Origin of the sequence: Agilicoccus flavus (genome assembly GCF_014857905.1) — a bacterium.
Classification (GTDB): Bacteria; Actinomycetota; Actinomycetes; order Actinomycetales; family Dermatophilaceae; genus Agilicoccus; species Agilicoccus flavus.
Genome location: NZ_JACYXE010000008.1, coordinates 96,027 through 115,554, shown reverse-complemented (window position 1 = coordinate 115,554; position 19,528 = coordinate 96,027). Strand labels below are relative to the sequence as shown.

Sequence of the window (19,528 nt, the reverse complement as noted above, 5' to 3'; positions counted from 1 at the left end):
TTGCCCCACCGGGCCGCCCGGCGGGCGCCCGGGCCCATGCGCCGGGCGCGCCGCGCGGGCGGGCCTCAGTCGTCCTGCTCGGCCGCGGTCTCCTCGTCCCAGCGGCGGGTCTTCTCGGCGGCGGTCTGCAGCGCCCGCGCCGCCTCGTCGTGCGTCGCGTAGGGACCCATGAGGTTGTCCTTGCGGGACGTGTTGCTGTCCTCCTCGACCTGCTCGGTCGAGACGTTGTACCAGTAGGGCATGACGGCCTCCTCGCCGGTGGACGGTGGAGCCTTCGACCCTAGCGGGGCCGGGACCGACGCGGACGGTCGGCGGATCGGCGGGTCGCCGACTCCTGGGGCGGGCACCACTCGCGCCTAGACTGCCGCGCATGGTCTCCGCCGCTGCACCCGTGGTCGCGGGTCGCGTCACGCCCGCCGCGGCCGTCCCCGCCCGCATCCCACGCCCCGAGTACGTGGGGCGGCCCGGTCCGCGGGCCCACACCGGCTCCGAGGTGCAGACGCCCGAGACCATCGACGCGATGCGGACGGCGGGCCGGATCGCCGCGGCGGCCCTGGCCGCGGCGGGCGCGGCCGTGGCGCCCGGGGTGACCACGGACGAGCTCGACCGGGTCGCGCACGACCACCTCGTCGCGTGCGGCGCCTACCCGTCGCCGCTGGGGTACCGCGGCTACCCGAGGTCGGTGTGCACGAGCGTCAACGAGGTCGTGTGCCACGGCATCCCCGACGACCGCCCGCTGGCCGACGGCGACATCGTCAACGTCGACGTCACGTGCTTCGTCGGCGGCGTCCACGGCGACACGAACGCGACGTTCCTCGTCGGCGACGTCGACCCCGAGTCGCGTCGCCTCGTGGAGGCGACCCGGGAGGCCCTCGCCCGCGGCATCCGCGCGGTGCGGCCCGGTCGACGGCTCAACGTCGTCGGGCGGGTCATCGAGACCTACGCGCGGCGCCACGGCCTCGGGGTCGTCCGCGACTACACGGGGCACGGCATCTCGACCGTCTTCCACTCGGGCCTCGTCGTGCCGCACTACGACTCGCCGGCGCACGACACCCTCCTGGTCGAGGGCATGACGTTCACCATCGAACCCATGCTCACCCTCGGCGCGCCCGACACCCGCGAGTGGAGCGACGGGTGGACGGCGGTGACCGTCGACGGCAGCCGGTCCGCCCAGTTCGAGCACACCATCGTCGTCACCGCCGACGGCGCCGAGATCCTCACCGCCCCGCCCGACCCTTCGCCCTGAACCGGCACCCGACCGTTTCCCGGCCCGCCACCCGAAGCCCGAACCCGACCACCCCCTCACCTCCCGGAGGCAGACATGGCCAAGCACTACCCCCTCGGCATCGACGTTGGCGGCAGCGGCATCAAGGGCGCGCCCGTCGACCTGAAGAAGGGCGAGTTCGCGGCCGACCGCCTGCGGATCGAGACGCCCGAGGGCGCGAGCCCGCAGGACGTCGCGGACGTCGTCGCCGGCATCGTCGAGGCGTTCGCCCGGGTCGGGGCCGACCAGCCGGTCGGCGTGACGATGCCGGCCGTCGTCCGACGGGGGGTCGTGGAGTCGGCCGCCAACATCGACCCCGCGTGGATCGGCACCGACGTCGAGGCGCTCATGGCCGAACGGCTCGGGCGTTCGGTGACGGTGCTCAACGACGCGGACGCCGCGGGCGTCGCCGAGATCGAGTACGGCGCGGGCAGGGGCGTGCAGGGCGTCGTCCTCGTGGCCACGCTCGGCACCGGGATCGGCTCCGCGCTGTTCGTCGACGGGATCCTCGTCCCGAACACCGAGCTCGGCCACCTCGAGCTCGACGGCGCCGACGCCGAGACGCGGGCCGCGAACTCGGCCCGGGAGCGCGAGGACCTCTCGTGGGAGGACTGGGCGAAGCGCCTCCAGCGCTACTTCTCCCACGTCGAGGGCCTGTTCTCCCCGGACCTCATCGTCATCGGCGGCGGCGTGTCGAAGAAGGCCGACAAGTACCTGAAGTACCTCGACCTGCGCACGAAGATCGTGCCCGCCGGCCTGCTCAACGACGGGGGCATCATCGGCGCGGCGTCCCAGGCCGTGACGCACGCCTGACGCCGGCGTCGAGCGGACGCCGCCCGACGAGGGCCGCCCACGCTCCGGTGGGCGGCCCGCCGAGTTTCGCCGGCGCCCGCTCTCGTGGTCGGCGCCCGCCGGCGCCCGGTCAGCCCACGCGCACCGCCCCGCGGCCGCGCAGGTCGGTCCAGCCGACCCCGCGGTCGCCGGCGCCGAGGTTCGCGACCTGACGCAGGAACAGCTCGCGCCCGACGTCGGAGAGCAGGGCGTCGTGGACGGGGATCATCGCCGGCGCGCCGATCCGGCGCACGAACTCGACCGTCTCCTTCATCGCGCACCACGGCGCGCACACCGGGACGGCGAGGACGTCGACCTGCCCCGGGTCGGCGTCGAGGGCGTCGCCGGGGTGGAAGAGGCTCGGCTCGCCCTCGGCGCGCAGGACGACCCCGGCGTTGTCGATGCGCGGGATGTCCTCGTGGATGACCGCGTGGCGGTGGCCGACCGGGTCGACGCGGACCGGGCCGAGCTCGACCGGCGTGCCCGAGGCGAGCGCCTCGACGTCGTGGCCCGCCTCGCGCAGGTCGGCCGCGGTCGAGGCCTCGGCGAGCACCCGCGCTCCGGCGTTGCCCGCGAGCAGGGCCGGGAGGCGGTCGACGTCGCAGTGGTCGGGGTGGGCGTGGGTGACGAGCACGGCGTCGAGGTCACGGACGTCCTCCCACCCGACGGCGAACGTGCCGGGGTCGATGAGGATCCGCGTGTCGGCGACCTCGACGAGCACGCACGAGTGTCCGTACGACGTGAGCTGCATGGGGACTCCTTCTCCGGTCGGCTGATCGGTGCGGCGGATGGGCGGGGTCGCCCCGGGGCGGTGGGCCGCTCCCGCCGCCGCCATCCTCGCGCCGGTCCGGCCCGGCCGCCAGGGCCGGGGCGCTCCGGTCGCTCGTCCTAGGATGGCGCGGTGCGCTTCCTCGACGACGTCCGCCCGCCCTACGACCTCACCTACAACGACGTGTTCATGGTGCCGTCGCGCTCCGGAGTGACCTCGCGGCTCGACGTCGACCTGCGCACGCCCGACGACGTGGGGACGACGATCCCGCTCGTCGTGGCCAACATGACCGCGGTGTCGGGGCGGCGGATGGCCGAGACCGTCGCCCGGCGGGGCGCGGTCGCGATCCTGCCCCAGGACATCCCGCTCGGTGCGATCCGCGACACGGTCGCGCAGGTCAAGTCCGCCGACCCCGTCCTCGAGACCCCGATCACCATCGGCCCGGGTGCCCCGGTCGCCGATCTGCTCTCCCTGCTCGGCAAGCGGGCCCACCGGGTCGCGATCGTCGTGGAGGAAGGGCGCGCGGTCGGCGTCGTCACCGAGCGCGAGTGCGAGGAGGTGGACCGCTACAGCACGGTCGGCGACGTCATGACGACCGACATGTTCACCCTCCCGGCCGGCATCGACCTCGCCGAGGCGTTCGAGCTGCTCAGCTCCCGCCACCTCGACCAGGCCCCGGTCGTGCACGCCGACGGCCGCCTCGCCGGGCTGCTCACGCGCAAGGGCATCCTCCGGTCGACGATCTACTCCCCCGCCCTGGACGGGTCCGGTGCCCTGCGCGTCGGCTGCGCCGTGGGCATCAACGGGGACGTCGCGGGCAAGACCGAGGCGCTCCTCGCCGCCGGCGCCGACGTCCTCGTCGTCGACACCGCCCACGGCCACCAGGACAAGATGGTGGAGTCGCTCGGGGTCGTCGTCGCGGCGCGCGACGCCCACGAGCAGCGCGGCGGCCTCCGCGTCCCGATCGCCGCCGGGAACGTCGTCTCGGCCGCCGGGGTGGCCGATCTCGTCGGCGCCGGCGCCGACATCGTCAAGGTCGGGGTGGGACCCGGCGCGATGTGCACGACTCGGATGATGACGGGCGTGGGGCGTCCCCAGTTCTCGGCCGTCCTCGAGTGTTCGGCCGCGGCCTCCGACCTCGGCGCGACGGTGTGGGCCGACGGCGGCGTGAAGTACCCGCGCGACGTCGCGCTCGCGCTCGCCGCCGGCGCGGGTTCGGTGATGATCGGGAGCTGGTTCGCCGGCACGCACGAGAGCCCCGGCGACCTCATGCGCGACGGCCAGGGCCGCCTGTACAAGGAGAGCTTCGGGATGGCGTCGGCGCGGGCGGTCCGCCACCGGACCCGCGACGCCTCCGCGTTCGCCCGCGCCCGGTCGGCGCTGTTCGAGGAGGGCATCTCGTCCTCGAAGATGTACCTCGACCCCGAGCGGCCCGGCGTCGAGGACCTCATCGACACCATCACGGCGGGCGTCCGCAGCTCGTTCACCTACGCCGGGGCGACCTCGATCCCGCAGTTCCGGGAGCGCGCCGTCGTCGGCGTGCAGTCCTCCGCCGGTTACGAGGAGGGCCGCCCCCGCCACGCCTCGTGGTGAGCGCCCCCGCCGTGACGTGATCGGCGCGGGCCGCCGCGGTCTCGCGACGGCCACGTGGGCGCCCGCCCGCGCGCCCGCCGTGACAGGACGGGGCGGGGCGGGAGCGCGGATGAGTCGGCCTGTACGCCGGGTTCTGTCGAGGACGGTCATCCATCTCGGGCGGCTGTTGCCAGACGCCTCCAGCGACCTACCCGCGTGCTCGGGCGGGCCGCCCTCGAACGCACGCTGTCTGGTCTTGCTCCGGGTGGGGTTTACCGAGCCGGACCAGTCACCTGGCCCGCTGGTGGTCTCTCACACCACCGTTTCACCCTTACCCGCGCCTGCCGGCCGGAGCCGGTGGTACGCGGGCGGTCTGTTCTCTGTGGCACTGTCCCGCGGGTCGCCCCGGGTGGCTGTTGGCCACCACCCTGCCCTGCGGAGCCCGGACGTTCCTCGGCGACCGGCACTTCCCGGTCCGACCTGCGGCCCGGGGTTGCACGGCCGACGCGACCGCCCGGCCGACTCATCCGCACGAGCAGCATACGCCCGCTCGGGGGCCCCGTTCGCGTCCCCCGAGGTCAGGACGGGGGCGTGCCCTCAGGATGACCGCCGCCCGGCCGACAGGACGGGCGTCATGCGCATCGCCTCTCCCCGACCCCGCGCGGTCGCCTCCTCGCCCCCGGTCCGGCCCACCCGAGCCCCGCTCGCGGCGCCGGCCGACGCCGTCGCACCCGCCGACGCTGCGGTCGTCGACCCGATCGACCCCGCCGACGCCCCGCTCCCCGAAGCCCCGATCCCCGGCGCGCCTGCCCTCGCGTCCACCGACCCGGTCCCGACGCCACCCGGGGACGCGAACGGCGGGCGCCGTTCTCCCGTGCTCGTCGGACTCGCCGGCGCGCTCGCCGGGGCCCTGCTCGTCGGCACCGTCCTGACGACCCAGCACGTCCGGGGCGCCCAGGAGGCCGACGCGGCGACGGGCGCCACCGCCGCGCCCGCCGCGACGGCGGGCCCGGCCGACGGCGCCCCGAACGGCTCGGGGGTCCTCGGCGCGTGGCAGCAGTGGTCGCACTCGCGCTCCTTCGACCCCACCTTCGCCGCCGCGGCGGCCGACCCGCGTGGCGTCCTCCTCGTCGGCGACTCGATCGCCAGCGGGATCCGGACGCCGCTCATGGCGTCGACGACGGCACTGAAGCGTCCTCTGTCCTGGGACCACTGGAACGGGCGGCCCACGCACGGCACGGCGGACGCGGTCGTCGCCCTCGCCTCCGCCGGGCGGGCGCCGCGCCACCTCGTCGTCGTCTCGGGCGCGAACGACGTGTTCGAGCCCGCCGCGTTCGCCCCGCAGGTCGACCGCCTCCTGAGGGCGGTCGGCCCGGACACGACCGTCGTCTGGGTCGTCCCGTACGTCGCGAGGCGCGCGACCCGCGACGCCGACGTCGCCAACACCGATCGCCTCGACGCCGTCCTCACCGACGCCGCGGCGACCCACCCCCACCTCCGACTCGTCGACTGGACCGCGCACCTGCGGGCCCTGCCGGAGGCACAGCGTGCCGCGCTGGTCCCCGACGGGGTCCACCCGTCGCCCGCCGGCGCCGCCGAACTCACCCGACTCGTGACCGGAGCCCTGCGATGACCCCGCCCGACGACACCGAGACTGGCCGGATCTCCGCCCGCCTCGCGACCGCCCGCCGCCGCACGATCATCGCCGCGGCCGGGGCCGGGGCCGTGTCGTTGGCCGCCGCCCGACGCGCGGAGGCCGCCGCCGTCGACCCGTACAGCTCCGGGAAGCTGGGGAACTGGCGCGCCTACGGGCGGGCCGCGTCGCGGGCCTCGGTCGACCGGTCGGTCGCCGCGCATCCCGACGGAGTCCGGCTCGTCGGTGACTCCATCGCCAACGGCGTGCTCCGACCCTTGACCACGGCGTTCGCGAACCGAGGCCGCCCCATGTCGTGGGACGCCTGGGCCGGCCGCCCGACCGCCCCGCTCGTCGACTCGGTCCGCGCCTGCGTGGATGCCGGCACGATGCCGCCGACCCTCGTCGTCGTCTCGGGCGCCAACGACATCTTCGCCTCCGCGGCGTTCGAGCCGGCCGCGCGCCGGCTGCTCGCCGCGGTGCCCGAGAGCACGCGCGTGCTCTGGGTGACGCCGTCGGTGCAGCGGCGTACCTCGCCCACGCCCGACGTGCGCAACAGCGCGCTCGTCGGTCTCGCCCTGGAGCGCGCAGCCGCCACCCGCGAGAACCTCACCCTCGTGCGGTGGTTCGAGTTCCTCGCCGCCAAGCCGGCGACGCGGATCCCCGCCTACCTCGTCGACGGGGTGCACCCGACGAACCCGCGCGGGTACGCCGCGCTCGTCTCCCTCGTGCTCGCCGCGGCCTGACCGACTGGTCAGAGAGCCGTCGCGGGGCGCAGCTTCGTCACGTCCCAGCTGCGCCCGCGGTGGGCGGCCAGCGCCGAGGCCAGGACCGAGACGGCCGCCCAGGCGAGCAGGACGACCGCCGACGACACGAGGTGCAGGTCCCCGCCGGCGATGAGCGAACGGAACGCCCGGACGACGTACGTCATGGGCAACAGGGGATGCAGCACCTGGAACACGGTCGGCGAGCTCTCGATCGGGTACGTCGCCCCGGCGGAGGCGAGCTGCACGACCACCAGCAGCAGACCGATGAAGCGCCCGGGCGGACCGAGCAGCGCGTTGAGGGCGTGGTTGATCGCCACGAACGTCACCGACGCGAGCAGCGCGAACGCGAGGAACCGCCACGGACTCGCGATCTCGATCCCGACCCAGAAGACGACCACCGCGGTCAGCGCGAGCGCCTGGAGCACCCCGAGGAGCACGGGGGTCGCGAGACCGGCGAGCGTGATGCGCCACGTCGGGGCCGTCGTCGCGAAGACGCGGCGGGCGAACGGGCGGAGCATGAAGAACATCGACATGCCGCCGACCCACAGCGCGAGGGCGAGGAAGTACGGGGCGATGCCGGTGCCGTACGTCGGCACCCGGTGCAGCCGGGTGTTGTCGGCGTCGACCGGTTCCGCGACGACGCCGGACAGGCGCGACCGCGCGTCGCTGTCGTAGGTGGGCACCGCCTTCGCGCCCTGGGCGGCTCCCTGCGCGAGCCGGGTCGCACCGTCGTCGAGCTTTCCCACTCCGGCAGAGAGCTGCGCGACGCCCGCGTCGAGGCGGTGCGCGCCGCTCGCCGCGGATGCGGCGCCGGTCGAGAGCCGGGTCCCCGCCTGGGCCGAGCGCGAGATCCCAGCGGTGAGCTGCCCCGTCGAGGCGTCGAGCGTCTCGGCACCGTCGGCGAGCCGGTCCGCCGAGGTCGCCGCGGTGCTCAGCCCGGTCGTGATGCGGGGAGCGGCGTCGGCGAGGCGGGTCAGGCCACCGGACAGCGTCGTCGCTCCCGTGGAGAGACGGGTCGCCCCGGAGGCCAGCGCGTCGGCGGCACCCGCCGCGCGGGTCACGCCCTGACCGAGGGTCGGCGCGGCGGCGGCGAGACGACGCAGGCCCTGCTCGAGCGAGTCGGCGCCACCCTCCAGCGCGCTCACGCCGTCGCCGAACCCGTCGGCGCCGGTGGACAGGCGCGTCGCGCCGGCACGCAGCTCGTCGGCCCCCGACCGCAGCGGCGCGGCGCCCGCGGCGAGCTCGTCGGTGCCGGCCGCCACCGCGGCCGCGCCGCGGCGCAGATCGGCCGCGCCGGACGCCGCGGCGGCGGTGCCTTCGCGCAGCGATCCACCGTTCTCGGCCGCGGAGGAGAGGCGCGCGCAGAAGGCCGCCTCGGCCCCGGACCGGGCGCAGGACGCGGCGAGCCCGTCGACCGCGCGGGTGTACTCCGCGGCCCCGGAGGCCACGTCGGTCTGTCGGCGCGCCAGGTCGTCGACGCCCTCGGCGACGGCCCCGGCGCCGGTGTCGACGCGTCGGGCGCCGTCGGCGAGCCGACCGGCCCCGTCCGCCAGCGCGGTGCCGCCGGCGGCGACCCCCTGCGCCCCCGTGGCGAGGGCGCCCGCGCCGGTGGTGAGCCGCCGGACGCCCGACCCCAGCTCGCCGGCGCCGTCGGCCAGCGCCGTGGCCTGACCGGGCAGGGCGCGCGTGGCCGCCGCGGCCTCGTCCAGGCCGGACGACAGGGTCGTCGCGCCGCGCGCCAGCTCCGCGTTCCCGCTCGCCAGCGTCCGGGCGCCCTTCGCGAGGGCGGCCGTCTGCGCGGGCAACTCGAACACCGACGCCGCCGCGGAGCCGAGCCCGTCGGCAAGGCGGCGGTTGCCGTCGGCGAGCGTGCCCACTCCCGTCGCGAGCCGGCCCGCGCCGGCGTCGAGCCGGTCGAGGCCGTCGGCGAGCTGGGCGCTGCCGAAGGCGAGGCGGTCCACGCCCGAGGCGAGGTCGCGCGAGCCCCCGCGCAGGGTCGTCGTCGCGGTCGCGAGGCTCCCGACGCCGTCGGCCAGCTCGTCGGAGGCGGACGCGAGCTTGGTCAGCTGGGCCTGGATGTCGTTGAACCCGAGGTAGATCCGGTTGAGGTAGGTCTTCGTCAGCTCGTCCCCGGTCTGGCTCGTCACGGCGTTCGCGACGCTCGAGGCGATGTTTCCGGCGAGGTAGCTCGTCGCGTCGTTGGTCCGGAGCTGCAACTGGGCCGGCCGGGCCCGGTCCGCGTCCGCGGTGGAGACGGCCGACGCCGAGAAGTCGGCCGGGATCGTCAGGACGGCGTAATAGGTCCCGTCCTCCAGCCCGGCGCGGGCGCCCCGCGCGTCCGTCGGGGTCCAGTCGAGGTTGCTCGGCGAGTCGTCGGTCGCGAGGCGCCCGGCGACGACGCGGCCGAGGTCGACCCGCTGTTTCTTGCCGTCGGCTCCGGTCGTCGTCGTGGGCCGGTCCTCGTTCACCACGGCGGCCGGCACGGTGTCCAGGTGGCGGGTGACGTCGATGTTGCTGTAGGTGAGCAGGCCGGCGTAGATCGAGGGCACCGCGACGAGCGCGAGCACGACGAGCTTGCCGAACACGCCCCGGGCGAGGCGGCTCAGCTCGGAGTTGGCGAGGCTGGGAAAGAGACCCATCAGAGGTTCACCTTCACGATCGATGCGGTGCGCAGACGGGCGACGACGACGTCGGCGGCGGGCAGGCCGGTCCAGCGGGTGAGGTCGGCGGGGGCGGGTGGGTCCTGGCAGGCGGCGACGACCGCCGGGCGGCTCGGCGCGGTCCGGGCCAGCCAACCGAGCACGGCCCAGACGGCGACGCGGTCGTGACGGCTCCGCAGGGCGTCCACGTCGTCGACGACGATGACGTCCGGCTCGCCGACCTCCGCGAGGACGATGCCGAGAACGGTCCGCAGCAGGCTCGAGAGGTCACCGACTCCGGCGGCGGGGTCGACGAAGACGGGGTCGGGCAGCCGGGGGTACCCGGCCTGCGACCCGGCGGGCGACGCGTCGGCGGACGCGGCGGCGACCGGCGCGGGAGCGTGGCGGGCCCCGTCCTCGGCGGCGACGCGCAGGCCCACCCCGTACGCCTCGTCGACGAGGGCGAGCACGGCGTCGACGTCGCGGGGCCGCGACCACGGGAGCAGGAGTCGCGTCGCGAGGCGTTCGGCGATGTGCTGCCGCACGTCGACCTCGTCGTCGAGCGGGTTGACCGTGGGCAACTCGGCCAGGCCGACCCGCGCCCGGACGACGCGGGTCTGCTCGGGCAGCACGGCGCCGGCCACCTCGAGGTCCCCGCGGCTGTGCTGCATCCGCCCGGCCAGGGCCAGCAGGGCCGACGTCTTCCCACTGCCCTCCGGTCCGGTCAGGGCGCATACCTGACCACGGTCGAGGCGCAGGTCCAGGCCGCTCACGACCGGGCCGAGGGGCCCGGACACCTCGACGCCGCGGGCGAGCACCACCTGATCGGGCGCGGCGGCGGACGCCTCCGCGGCCGCGAGCCGCCGCGCGACGCCGACCCCCTCGAGGTCGACGCGGGGCAGCCGGGCGGCCAGAGCGGGGGGCAGCGTCCACGCCGCGCGCCCCGCGAGCGCCAGGACGGCGGGGGCGAGCAGCAGCCGGACGAGCAGGGCGTCGACGGCGACCCCGACCGCGAGGCCGGCCAGGAGCGGTCGCAGCGAGGGGGGCGCTGCCGGCGCGGCCGCGGCGAGCGCCAGCGCCGTCCCGACACCCGCGAGGAGCAGAGCCGGCGCGGCCGCGGCCGCCCGCTGCGCCGCCGCCGCCCGCGCGTCGTGGTGCCGGTCGAACCGCTCGCGCACGCGCGCCCCCAGGAGGAGCTGGGCGGCGACGGCCGGGGCGAGCAGGGCGGCCGGAAGGACGACGGGGAACAGCGCGCTCACCGGTCCGGCCGGCGCCAGGCCGAACGCAGCGGCGAGCCGGTCCCCGTGCAGCGCGGCCGCCACGGCGCCGCCCGCGACGGCGGCCGAGAGGGCGAGGCCGAGGGCGGCGATCAGGCCGACGACGACGGACCGGGCCGCGACGAACGCGACGAGGAACGCCAGGGCGAGCACGAGCAGGGCGAGCGCGGGAGTGGCGCCGGTCAGGCGCTCCTCCGCGTCGACCCGCACCGCCGTGTCGCCCGTGACCCGCACGCGGAGGTCGTCCGCGCCGTCGAGGGTGTCGGCCCGCGCGCGGAGGTCGCTCACGAGCCGGGCGGTCGCCGGGTCCGCGGGGCCCGTCGTCGGCACGACGACCAGCACGCCGGTGTCGGCGCCCGCGTCGATGAGCGGGACACCGACGTGCGCGACCCCCGGGAGGGCCCGCAGGCGGTCGGCGAGCCCGTCCATCGCCGTCGTGGGGGAATCGGAGGCGATCACGTCGGCGACGACGAGCAGCGGACCCGTCCACCCCGGTCCGAGGCGATCGACGACCATGTCGTGGGCCGCCCCGGCGCTCGAGGTCGGGGAGCGCATGCCGTCGTCCGGGAGGGCGAACGAGAGGTCCCGCGCCGGTGCCGACGCGAGGCCGAGCAGCACGGCCAGACCCGCCGCGGCGAGGAGCGGGCGCCGCACGACCGCACCGACGGCGGCCCGGGCCCACACCGGGCTCCGATCGCCCGAGGGGTCCGCTGCGGTCCCGCGGTCGTGCGCGTGGGCGTGGGCGTCGTCGCCCGCACCGTCGTCCCGACGATCGTCGTCGCGGTCGTCGGGACCACCGTCGGCCACGGCGGCCCGGTCGCGCTCCCTGCCGCTTCCTGCGCTCGCCGGCGGTTCACCCGCCCGCTCGGCGTCCGCGCCGGTCGCCTCGTCGGCCACGCCGCCGCCATCTTCGTCGTCGCCGCGCGCGTCGTCGCCTCCCGCGTCGTCGCCGTCCGCGTCGTCACCGTCACCGCCGGCCTCGCGCTCACTCCCGGGCCGCGGACCGCGCCGCCGCGACGCTCCAGCGGCGCGGCCCCGGAGCCACGGCATGCACGCCGGCCCGAGGGTCAGCGCGGCTGCGAGGGCGACGACGATCCCGAGGGCCGCGCCGGCCGCCGTCCACCCCAGGAAGGGCACGCGCACGACGAGCGTCGCGAGCAGGCCGACGACCGCGGCGGCCCCGGCGAGGACCACGGCGGTGCCGGCGGTACTCGCCGCGTGCCCGGCGCCGTCGTCCGGCTCGAGGCCCGCCCGCAGGTTCTCGCGATACCGGACGAGGAGGGCGAGCGAGGCACCGAGCCCGGCCGCGAACGCGACCGCTCCGCCGAGCAGGACGGCCTCGCCGGGCACGCCGGAGACCGCCGCCGCGAGGAGGAGGACGGACACCGTGACCCCGGCCGCGGCGAAGCCGGCCAGGATGCCCGCGGCGGCCGCCGCGGGTGAGCCGAGGACCGCGAGCGCGAGAAGGGCGAGCGCGAGGGCGGCGGCGGCCGTCCCCGCGATCGTCGCGCCGTCGATCGCGGCCGTCGGAGCGTCGTCGAGCACGCCCCCGACCAGCACCTGCAGATCGTCCGCCCGCAGGCGGTCGGCCTCTGCGGTGACCGCCTGGAGGGTCGAGGACGGGATCTCGCCCGGTCGGTCGTCGAAGCGCACCGTGACCAGGGCGGTCCGCCCGTCGGCGGCGAGCCCGCCCTCGTCGGGGGCCGCGACGGGGTCGGTGACGGCGGCGACGCCCCCGATCCGGTCGAGGCGGTCCACCGCCGCGGCGAGGCGCTCGGCCCGGGCCGGTGCGGTCAGGGCCGCGGACGTCGACCGCACGACGATCGGCGCGGTGGCGCCCGCCGTCTCCGGGAAGCGGGCGGCCAGATCCTCGAGGTCGTCCTGGGCCGCGCTGCCGGGCGCCGTGACACCGCCCGTGGGGACCGAGTCCGACAGGCCGGCCGCTCCGCCGAGCAGCGCGATCAGCAGGAGCCAGGCCGCCAGGACCTGACCCGGCCGTCGGCGGGCGGCCCGGCCGAGGGCGAACAGGGCGGAGGACACGGGTGTCCCCTTTCGACGTGCGGAACGGATCTGGCGGACGCTCCGGGGCGCGTCGGTGCCGCCGGCGCGGTCGAGGGGTTCAATACACTCCTGTATCGAACCGCCGATGCAATACTGTATCGAAACGTGCCGCGGTCGTCACGCGGCGACCGATGCGCACGAAGGAGCACTCGAGGATGCCGACCCGTTCCCCGGCGCCCACCGCACCCACGCCGTCCCGCCGGCGTCGGGCGACCCGGGAGCGCCTCGTCGAGGCGACGCTCGAGCTGCTCGCCCGCACGGGCATCGCGGCCGCCTCGGTCGAGCACATCTGCGAGACGGCGGGCTTCACCCGGGGAGCCTTCTACTCGAACTTCGCCGACAAGGACGACCTGCTCGCCGCGGTCATCGACCACCAGGTCGAGCGCCTCGCGGGCACTCTGACCGCGTCGGCGCGGGTGGCGCCGGGCGACGATCCCGTCCCGCTCGACGCCGTCCTCGACGTCGTGCTCGGCGTTCCCGGCTTCGGGGACGACTTCTACCTGCGCTACACCGAGCTGTGCCTGCACGTGGCCCGGTCGCGCAGCCCGCGGCTCGTCGCCGCCTTCGCGCGACTCGACGAGCAGATCGCCGGAGCCCTCGGCGATCTGCTCGCCGGGCTCGGGCTCGCACCCGTCGTGCCCGTCCCCCACCTGCTCTGCGTCCTCCAGGGCGTGCTCGCCGAGAGCCATCGGCGCGCCCTCCTGGGTGGGGACGAAGATCGCAACCGCATCGCGCGCACCCTCATCCCGCCGGTGCTGGCGGGCCTGACACGGCCACGCACCTCGGAAGGGGCGGCCCCCGCGCCGGCGGCGACCTGAGCGGCGAGTCACTCCGGCGCGACGACCTCGAGCTCGACCCGGCGTTCCACGACGTCGGCGCGGGCGACGCGCACCCGGACCCGCACACCCTCGGGGTGCGAGCCGCGGCACGTGGCGAGCACGGCGGGGTCGACGAGCTGGACGAGGCATCCCTTCTCGCCGCGATCGTCGACGACCATGCCGTCGAACTCCTCGTCCCGCCGGCTCGCGAGCACCGCCGCCTCGACCGCGTCCGTGCACGCCCGGTCGACGGCCGCGGCCCGCCGGTCGCCGGCGCGCATGAGCTCGGGCAGCTCCGCCAGGGCCGCACGGACGTCGTCGGGCACCGGGCTCCCCTCGCTGATCGCGGCGCAGACGAGAAGCCCGAAACGGTCGACGAGCCGCCGCAGCGGGGCCGTGACGTGCGCGTACGGGGCCGCCACGGCCGCGTGCGTCACGTGCTCGGGGGCCGACCCGAGCACGGGTGTGTACCCCGCGCCCCGGAACAGCACGGTCGCCTCCTGGATGAGCGCGAGGTGGGTGGGGTCCTCCCGGTCGAGCGTGTCGAGGAACCGGCCGTGCCCCATCCCCTCCGGCCACGCGATGCCCAGGGCCTGCGCCTGACGTCGCACCTGCGCGACGGCGCCCGGCTCGGGCGCCGGCATGGTCCGCAGGATCCCGACCCCGGCCGAGAGCATCATGTCCGCGGCGACCATGCCGGTCATGAGCGAGATCTGGGCGTTGTGGTCCTCGGCGGGCACGGGCGGGCGGAACGACAGGACGTAGCGACCGTCGACGAGGTCGATCTCCTGCTCGGGCATCGGCAGGTCCGCGCCGCCCCGGGCGCGCAGCCCCTCGTGGCGCAGGGTGCCGATCCGGGCGAGCAGCGCGAACTCCTCGCGCGGCGAGCCCGAGTCGAGCTCGGCCTGCACCTGGGTGTAGTCGAAGCGCGCGACGCTGCGCACGCGGGCCCGGTACACCTGCGCGGTCCGCACCTCCCCGGCGGCGTCGAGGAGGAGGTCCCACACGAACGCCGGTCGCACGCGGTCGGGCAGCAGGCTCGCGCCGTCCTCGGCGAGCACGGGCGGGTGCAGCGGGGCGCGCTCCCCGGGCAGGTAGAGCGTCTCGACGCGGCGGCGGGCCTCGGCGTCGACGGCCCCGCCGGGGCGGACGAACGCGGGGACGTCGGCGATGGCGTACCGCACGCGGAACCCGTGGCCGTCGGCGCTCAGGTGCATCGCCTGGTCGAGGTCCATGCTGCCCGCGGGGTCGATGGTGAAGAACGGGACGGCGGTCTCGTCCCGGCCGGCGGGCGAGGCGGCGACGGCCGCGACCGCGGCGGCCGCCTCGGCCTCGACCTCGGGCGCGAAGGGCCCGGGGACGTCGAACTCCTCGTGGATCCGCTCGAAGGCCCGGCGCAGCGCCGGGTCCGCCGGTGCGCTCGCGGTGCCGGCGGGGCGCGGGGGCTCGGGCGGCGCGGCCCCGTCGGCGGAGGCGCCGGCGGGACCGGCGGGTCGCAGGTGGTCACCGAGGCGGACGCGTCGCAGGGCCATGGGGCTCAGCGTAGGGGTCGGCCGCCCGCCGGAGCGGGCGCCGCCCTCAGCCGCCGAGGTGCGAGGTGTCGTTGACCACGTCGACGGCGAGGCCCCCGTCCGGCCAGGCCCGGAGCACGGTGATCGACCCCGGGGCCAGCGTGAACCGCCACGCCATCTCGTGCGCGAGACCGAGCGCGTGCTCGAGGACGGCCATGAGGGGGCCCCGGTGGGTCGCGACGATCGTCGTGCCGCCGGCGGCGACGACGTCGGCGAACGCCGCACGGACGCGGGCGGCCAGCTCGGCGAAGGTCTCCCCGCCGGGGGGTCGCACGTCGACGTCGGAGCGCATGGCGGAGAACGCGTCGCCGTGCGCGGCGACGAGGTCGGCCAGCGACGCACCATCCCACTCCCCCACGTCCTGCTCGTCCCACGCCGGGTCGGCGACGGCGGGGCACTCGAGCTCGGCGCCGACGAGCCGGCCGGTCTGGACGGCCCGGGCGAGGCTCGAGGACACGACGCGGACCTCGCCGAACGGTCCGCCGGCGCGGTCGTCCGGGCCGCCGATGATCCGGCGCAGGGAGCGCCCGGCGGCGAGCGCCTGACGCTGCCCCTGCGCGTTGAGGGACGGATCCACCCCGCCCCGGCCGTCGAGGCGGCCGGTGACCGTGAGGTCGGTGACGCCGTGGCGGACGAGGACGACGCGGGTGCCCGGGCCCCGCGTCGGCGGTCCGGACGGTCGCGCCGGCCGGATCGACGGCACCGCGCGCGCGGGGTCCGCCGTGCGGGTGCCCCCGGGGCCGGCCGCGGTGGCGTCGTGGGCCCCGCTCGGTCCGAGGTTCGCGGTGAGCTCCGGGTCCACGGTGGGAGCCCGATCCTCCGTGGGGGCGGCGACCTCGGGCGGCGCGCCCCGGTCGTCCGGGTCGCGGGAGACGTCGTCCACGTCGTCGTCCATGCCGTGCTCAGCGCGGGTCGGCCGGCGGTCGACGGTGTGACCGTCCATGCCCTCGTTCGACAGGGCGTCGGCCGCGCCGTTGAGGGCGCGGGGGATCCACTCGAAGCGGACGGAGCCGCCCGCGGCCCGGCGCGCCGCGACGAGCACCCTCGCCTCGTCGGCGAGGCGGCGCATGTCCTCGTGCTTGATCTTCCACCGGCCGCTCATCTGCTCGACGACGAGCTTGCTGTCCATCCGCGCGAGGACGTCCGCGGCGGGATCCACCTCGGCGGCGGCCTCGAGCCCGACGATGAGCCCCGTGTACTCGGCGACGTTGTTGCTCGCGCGGCCCAGCGGCGCGGCCCGCTCCACGAGCACCCGCCCCCGCGCGTCGCGCACGAGCGCGCCGTAGCCGGCGACGCCGGGGTTGCCGCGCGAGCCGCCGTCGGCCTCGACGACGAGCGACCCGGGGGTCACGGGTTCCGGGGACACGGGCGTCGAGGACGACGCGGGCGTGCGTCGCGTCGACGCGGCGGGTCGGCGCCCCGTGGGGCTCACAGGCCGGATTCGGCGGTGCGCACGAGGATGCGGCGGCACTCCTCGCACCGCACCACCTCGTCCTGGGGCGCCTCCGTGATGCGGCGCAGGTCCGCGCCGAGCAGCTCGAGCCGGCATCCCTCGCAGCGTCGCTGGGACAGGGCGGCCGCCCCCATCCCCGTCTGCGCGCGGATCTTCTCGTACAGGGCGAGCAGGTCCTCCCCCACGCCGTCGGCGACCCCGGCCCGGCGGCCGTCGATGTCGCGCTGCTCGCTGTCCAGGCCGGCCACCGCGCGGTCGCGGGCGGCCGCGGCCTCCTCGACGCCGGTCGCGAGCCGCTCCCGCCTGGCGGTCAGCTCGGCCACCTCGGCCTCGATGCCCTCGGCCCGCTCCATGACCTCGAGCTCGGCGTCCTCGAGCACGTCCTGGCGGCGCGCGAGGGACTCCAGCTCGTGCTGCATGCCCTGCAGGTCCTTCGCGCTGCCCTGTCCCTCGTCGAGGCGGGACCGGTTGCGTTCCGCGCGCTCCCGCACGAGCCGGACGTCGTCCTCGGCCTTGGCGATCTCGCGCCGCACGTCCTCCAGGGCGGTGGTCGCGGCGACGAGGGAGTCGTCGACGGTGGACAGCTCGGCGGCGGCGCTCGCGTGGGCCGCCTCCTCGGGCAGGGTCCGTCGCCGGTGCGCGATCTGCGCCGAGCGGGTGTCGAGCGCCTGCAGGTCGAGCAGTCGCCACTGCCGGGACGGATCCGCCTTCATCGAGTGCCTCTCTCGTCGGGTCCGGGGACCGCCTCGGGGCCGTCGGCCCCGACGACGAAGGTCCACGGGTCGGTACACAGCGTGCTGACGTGGGTCTCCACGGTAGTGCCCGCCGGTCCGAGGGCGGCGAGCAGATCGTCGCGGGCCTGCGCGAGCCAGAGCCACTCCGTGGCCCAGTGCCCGGCGTCGACGAGGTAGGGCGGGCCGGCCTGCTCCGGTGGGTCGCCGGGCCGCGCACCCCCGGCGGCGCGGGCCTGCTCCCGGGCCTCCAGCGCGGGGTGATGGCGCAGGTCGGAGGTGACGTAGACGTCGGCGCCCGACGCCCGCACCTGCTCGAACAGGGAGTCGCCGGCGCCGCCGAGCAGGGCGATGCGCCGCACGGGGGCCCGTGGCGGCCCGGCCACGCGGACGCCCACGGGGGCGTGGGGCAGCTCGCTCTCGAGGCGGCGCGCGAGGTCGCCCAGGGAGATGGACTCGCCCAGGTCGCCGACGAGTCCGAGCCCCTGGCCCTCGCTGTCCGAGAGCGGGGTGCAGGTGGCGGCGTCGAGCCCGCACGCCCGCGCGAGGGCCGTGTTGACCCCGGGCGTCGCGACGTCGGCGTTCGTGTGCGCGGTCCACAGGGCGAGGTCGGCCAGGACCAGCGCCGTGACCGCCGCGCCCTTGGCGTCCGTCGGCACCACCGAGGTGATCCCGCGCATCAGCAGGGGGTGGTGGGTGACGAGCAGGTCGGCCCCGGCGTCGCCCGCCTCGGCGATGACGGCGAGCGTCGGGTCGACGGCGAAGTGGATGCGCCGCACGGGCTGGGCCGGGTCGCCGCTGACGAGGCCGACCCGGTCCCACGACTGGGCCGACTCCTCCGGGAAGAACCGGCGCAGGTGCGCGAGGACCTGCGCGAGATCGGGCGGGTCGGTGAGCAGGTCGGAGCTTTCCGGCGCGCTCACCGCGGCTCGCGAGTTCGCCGTCGTTCGCCGCTTCGTCATGTGGGCCCGGCCGGCCTCGAACCGACGACACCCGCGGTGTAAACGCGGTGCTCTACCAACTGAGCTACAGGCCCCGGACGCCCTCGGGCGCGCCGGCTGCCCATTGTGCCATCACGGGACGGGCCGGAGGCCGCCGTCCGGCGGGCGCGCGGCCGGCGCAACCACGGCGGGGCTCACGCGCCGACGATCTCCGCGAGGGTGGCGTGGAAGCCGGAGAAGTCCCGCGCCTGACCGGGCTCGTTGACGAGGGACCACCGCGTGACGCCGTCGGGGTCGCAGAAAAAGGTGCCGCGGTGGGCGAACCCGCGCGCCTCGTCGAAGACGCCGTACTGCCGGGCCACCTTTCCGTGCGGCCAGAAGTCGGAGAGCAGCGGGAAGAAGAAGCCCTCCCGGTCGTCCCACGCCCGCAGCGAGAACATCGGGTCGCACGACACCGCCACCACCTGCACGTGCTCGTTCTGGTACGAGCCGAGGTCGTCGCGGATCTCCTCGAGCTCCCCCGTGCAGATCCCCGAGAACGCGAACGGGACGAACACGACGAGGACGCCCCGCCCGTCCCGCAGGCCGGACAGCGTGACCGTCTTGCCGTACTGGTCGGGCAGCGCGAACTCGGGGAGCCGGTCGCCGACCGTGGGAGCGGAGGTGGTCATGGCCGACATTCTGCCAGCGCGGAACCCGACATGCCCGGGGGCAGGGTCGTCGTCAGCGGCGCGCGGTCGTCTTCGGGGCGACGAGCCGGGTGGCCGACCAGTCGCTCGTGAGGTTGATGCTCGCGGCCGCGTTGAGTCCGGCGGTGTCCGCGGCCTCGGCGACGTCGCTCGGGTCGACCTCGCCGGACCGGCCCACCTTGGGGGTGACGAGGACGATGAACCCCTGGTCCTCCAGGGTCGCGAGCGCGTCGACGAGGGCGTCGGTGAGGTCGCCGTCGTCCTCGCGCCACCAGATGAGCACCGCGTCGACGACGTCGCCGTAGTCCTCGTCCTCGAGGTCGCCCTGGATCGTCTCGGCCACCTGGGCGCGGACGTCCTCGTCGACGTCGTCGTCGTACCCGAGCTCGAGCACGACCTGACCCGCTCCGAACCCCAGCTTCGCCACGGCCGTGCCGTGGGACGCGGTCTCAACCACGCGTTCCAACCTCCCCAGCATCCGGGCGTCCGTGTTCGGCCCGGGTCGACAAGTC

At 76.4% G+C, this 19,528-nt stretch carries 16 protein-coding genes, 1 tRNA gene and 1 other RNA gene; 6 read left to right on the top strand and 12 right to left on the bottom strand.

All coding sequences use genetic code 11. From position 1 onward, the window contains the following. Positions 1-65: 65 nt before the first annotated feature. Positions 66-242: an SPOR domain-containing protein gene (locus tag ICW24_RS12845; RefSeq protein WP_226346114.1), complete on the bottom strand. Its 177-nt coding sequence runs from the start codon at positions 240-242 to the stop codon at positions 66-68. A 128-nt stretch (positions 243-370) separates the two neighbouring features. Between ICW24_RS12845 and map the strand changes: the two genes are divergently transcribed. Then, a complete protein-coding gene (gene map, locus ICW24_RS12840; RefSeq protein ID WP_226346113.1) occupies positions 371-1,246 on the top strand; it encodes a type I methionyl aminopeptidase in 876 nt (291 codons plus the stop codon). Between the two features lie 75 nt (positions 1,247-1,321). Next, positions 1,322-2,077 carry a polyphosphate--glucose phosphotransferase gene (gene ppgK / locus ICW24_RS12835; protein ID WP_226346112.1) on the top strand — a complete coding sequence of 252 codons (756 nt, stop codon included), beginning with the start codon at positions 1,322-1,324 and terminating at the stop codon, positions 2,075-2,077. 109 nt (positions 2,078-2,186) lie between these two features. Here ppgK and ICW24_RS12830 read toward each other — a convergent pair whose 3' ends face one another. Next, positions 2,187-2,846, bottom strand: coding sequence for an MBL fold metallo-hydrolase (locus ICW24_RS12830; protein ID WP_226346111.1), 660 nt, complete (start codon positions 2,844-2,846; stop codon positions 2,187-2,189). 150 nt (positions 2,847-2,996) lie between these two features. Here ICW24_RS12830 and ICW24_RS12825 point away from each other — a divergent pair, with 150 nt between their 5' ends. Next, positions 2,997-4,457: a GuaB1 family IMP dehydrogenase-related protein gene (locus ICW24_RS12825; protein ID WP_226346110.1), complete on the top strand. Its 1,461-nt coding sequence runs from the start codon at positions 2,997-2,999 to the stop codon at positions 4,455-4,457. 106 nt (positions 4,458-4,563) lie between these two features. Here the strand turns inward: ICW24_RS12825 and rnpB are convergent. Beyond that, positions 4,564-4,962, bottom strand: an RNA gene (gene rnpB / locus ICW24_RS12820) — RNase P RNA component class A. 108 nt (positions 4,963-5,070) lie between these two features. On the opposite strand from rnpB, the gene ICW24_RS12815 reads away from it, so the two are divergent. Beyond that, entirely contained in the window at positions 5,071-6,069 is a 999-nt protein-coding gene (locus tag ICW24_RS12815) for a GDSL-type esterase/lipase family protein (RefSeq protein WP_226346109.1), read from the top strand. After that, positions 6,066-6,815, top strand: coding sequence for an SGNH/GDSL hydrolase family protein (locus ICW24_RS12810; RefSeq protein WP_226346108.1), 750 nt, complete (start codon positions 6,066-6,068; stop codon positions 6,813-6,815). The genes ICW24_RS12815 and ICW24_RS12810 overlap by 4 nt, the downstream gene beginning before the upstream one ends. Positions 6,816-6,823: 8 nt before the next feature. Here ICW24_RS12810 and ICW24_RS12805 read toward each other — a convergent pair whose 3' ends face one another. Beyond that, entirely contained in the window at positions 6,824-9,475 is a 2,652-nt protein-coding gene (locus tag ICW24_RS12805; protein WP_226346107.1) for a YhgE/Pip domain-containing protein, read from the bottom strand. After that, positions 9,475-12,792, bottom strand: a complete 3,318-nt coding sequence (locus ICW24_RS12800; RefSeq protein ID WP_226346106.1) for an MMPL family transporter — start codon at positions 12,790-12,792, stop codon at positions 9,475-9,477. The genes ICW24_RS12805 and ICW24_RS12800 overlap by 1 nt, the downstream gene beginning before the upstream one ends. Before the next feature lie 176 nt (positions 12,793-12,968). Between ICW24_RS12800 and ICW24_RS12795 the strand changes: the two genes are divergently transcribed. Beyond that, a complete protein-coding gene (locus tag ICW24_RS12795; RefSeq protein WP_226346105.1) occupies positions 12,969-13,631 on the top strand; it encodes a TetR/AcrR family transcriptional regulator in 663 nt (220 codons plus the stop codon). A gap of 8 nt (positions 13,632-13,639) precedes the next feature. On the opposite strand, the gene ICW24_RS12790 is transcribed toward ICW24_RS12795, so the two are convergent. From ICW24_RS12790 to ICW24_RS12760, 7 genes are all read right to left on the bottom strand, one after another. Beyond that, on the bottom strand, positions 13,640-15,163 hold the full coding sequence (locus ICW24_RS12790; protein WP_226346104.1) for a ribonuclease catalytic domain-containing protein: 1,524 nt from the start codon (positions 15,161-15,163) through the stop codon (positions 13,640-13,642). A gap of 46 nt (positions 15,164-15,209) precedes the next feature. Next, the gene (locus ICW24_RS12785) at positions 15,210-16,553 is read right to left on the bottom strand and encodes a bifunctional RNase H/acid phosphatase (RefSeq protein WP_226346103.1); all 1,344 of its coding nucleotides are present in this window, start codon (positions 16,551-16,553) and stop codon (positions 15,210-15,212) included. 77 nt (positions 16,554-16,630) lie between these two features. Then, positions 16,631-17,368 (bottom strand): zinc ribbon domain-containing protein, encoded by a 738-nt coding sequence (locus ICW24_RS12780; protein WP_226346102.1) that lies wholly within the window; start codon positions 17,366-17,368, stop codon positions 16,631-16,633. Next, entirely contained in the window at positions 17,365-18,309 is a 945-nt protein-coding gene (locus ICW24_RS12775) for a Nif3-like dinuclear metal center hexameric protein (protein ID WP_226346101.1), read from the bottom strand. The genes ICW24_RS12780 and ICW24_RS12775 overlap by 4 nt, the downstream gene beginning before the upstream one ends. A 40-nt stretch (positions 18,310-18,349) precedes the next feature. Next, positions 18,350-18,422: transfer RNA gene (locus ICW24_RS12770), tRNA-Val, on the bottom strand. A gap of 99 nt (positions 18,423-18,521) precedes the next feature. Next, a complete protein-coding gene (locus tag ICW24_RS12765) occupies positions 18,522-18,998 on the bottom strand; it encodes a peroxiredoxin (protein ID WP_226346100.1) in 477 nt (158 codons plus the stop codon). Positions 18,999-19,050: 52 nt separating this feature from the next. Continuing rightward, on the bottom strand, positions 19,051-19,494 hold the full coding sequence (locus ICW24_RS12760) for a DUF3052 domain-containing protein (protein ID WP_226346099.1): 444 nt from the start codon (positions 19,492-19,494) through the stop codon (positions 19,051-19,053). Positions 19,495-19,528 lie beyond the last annotated feature (34 nt).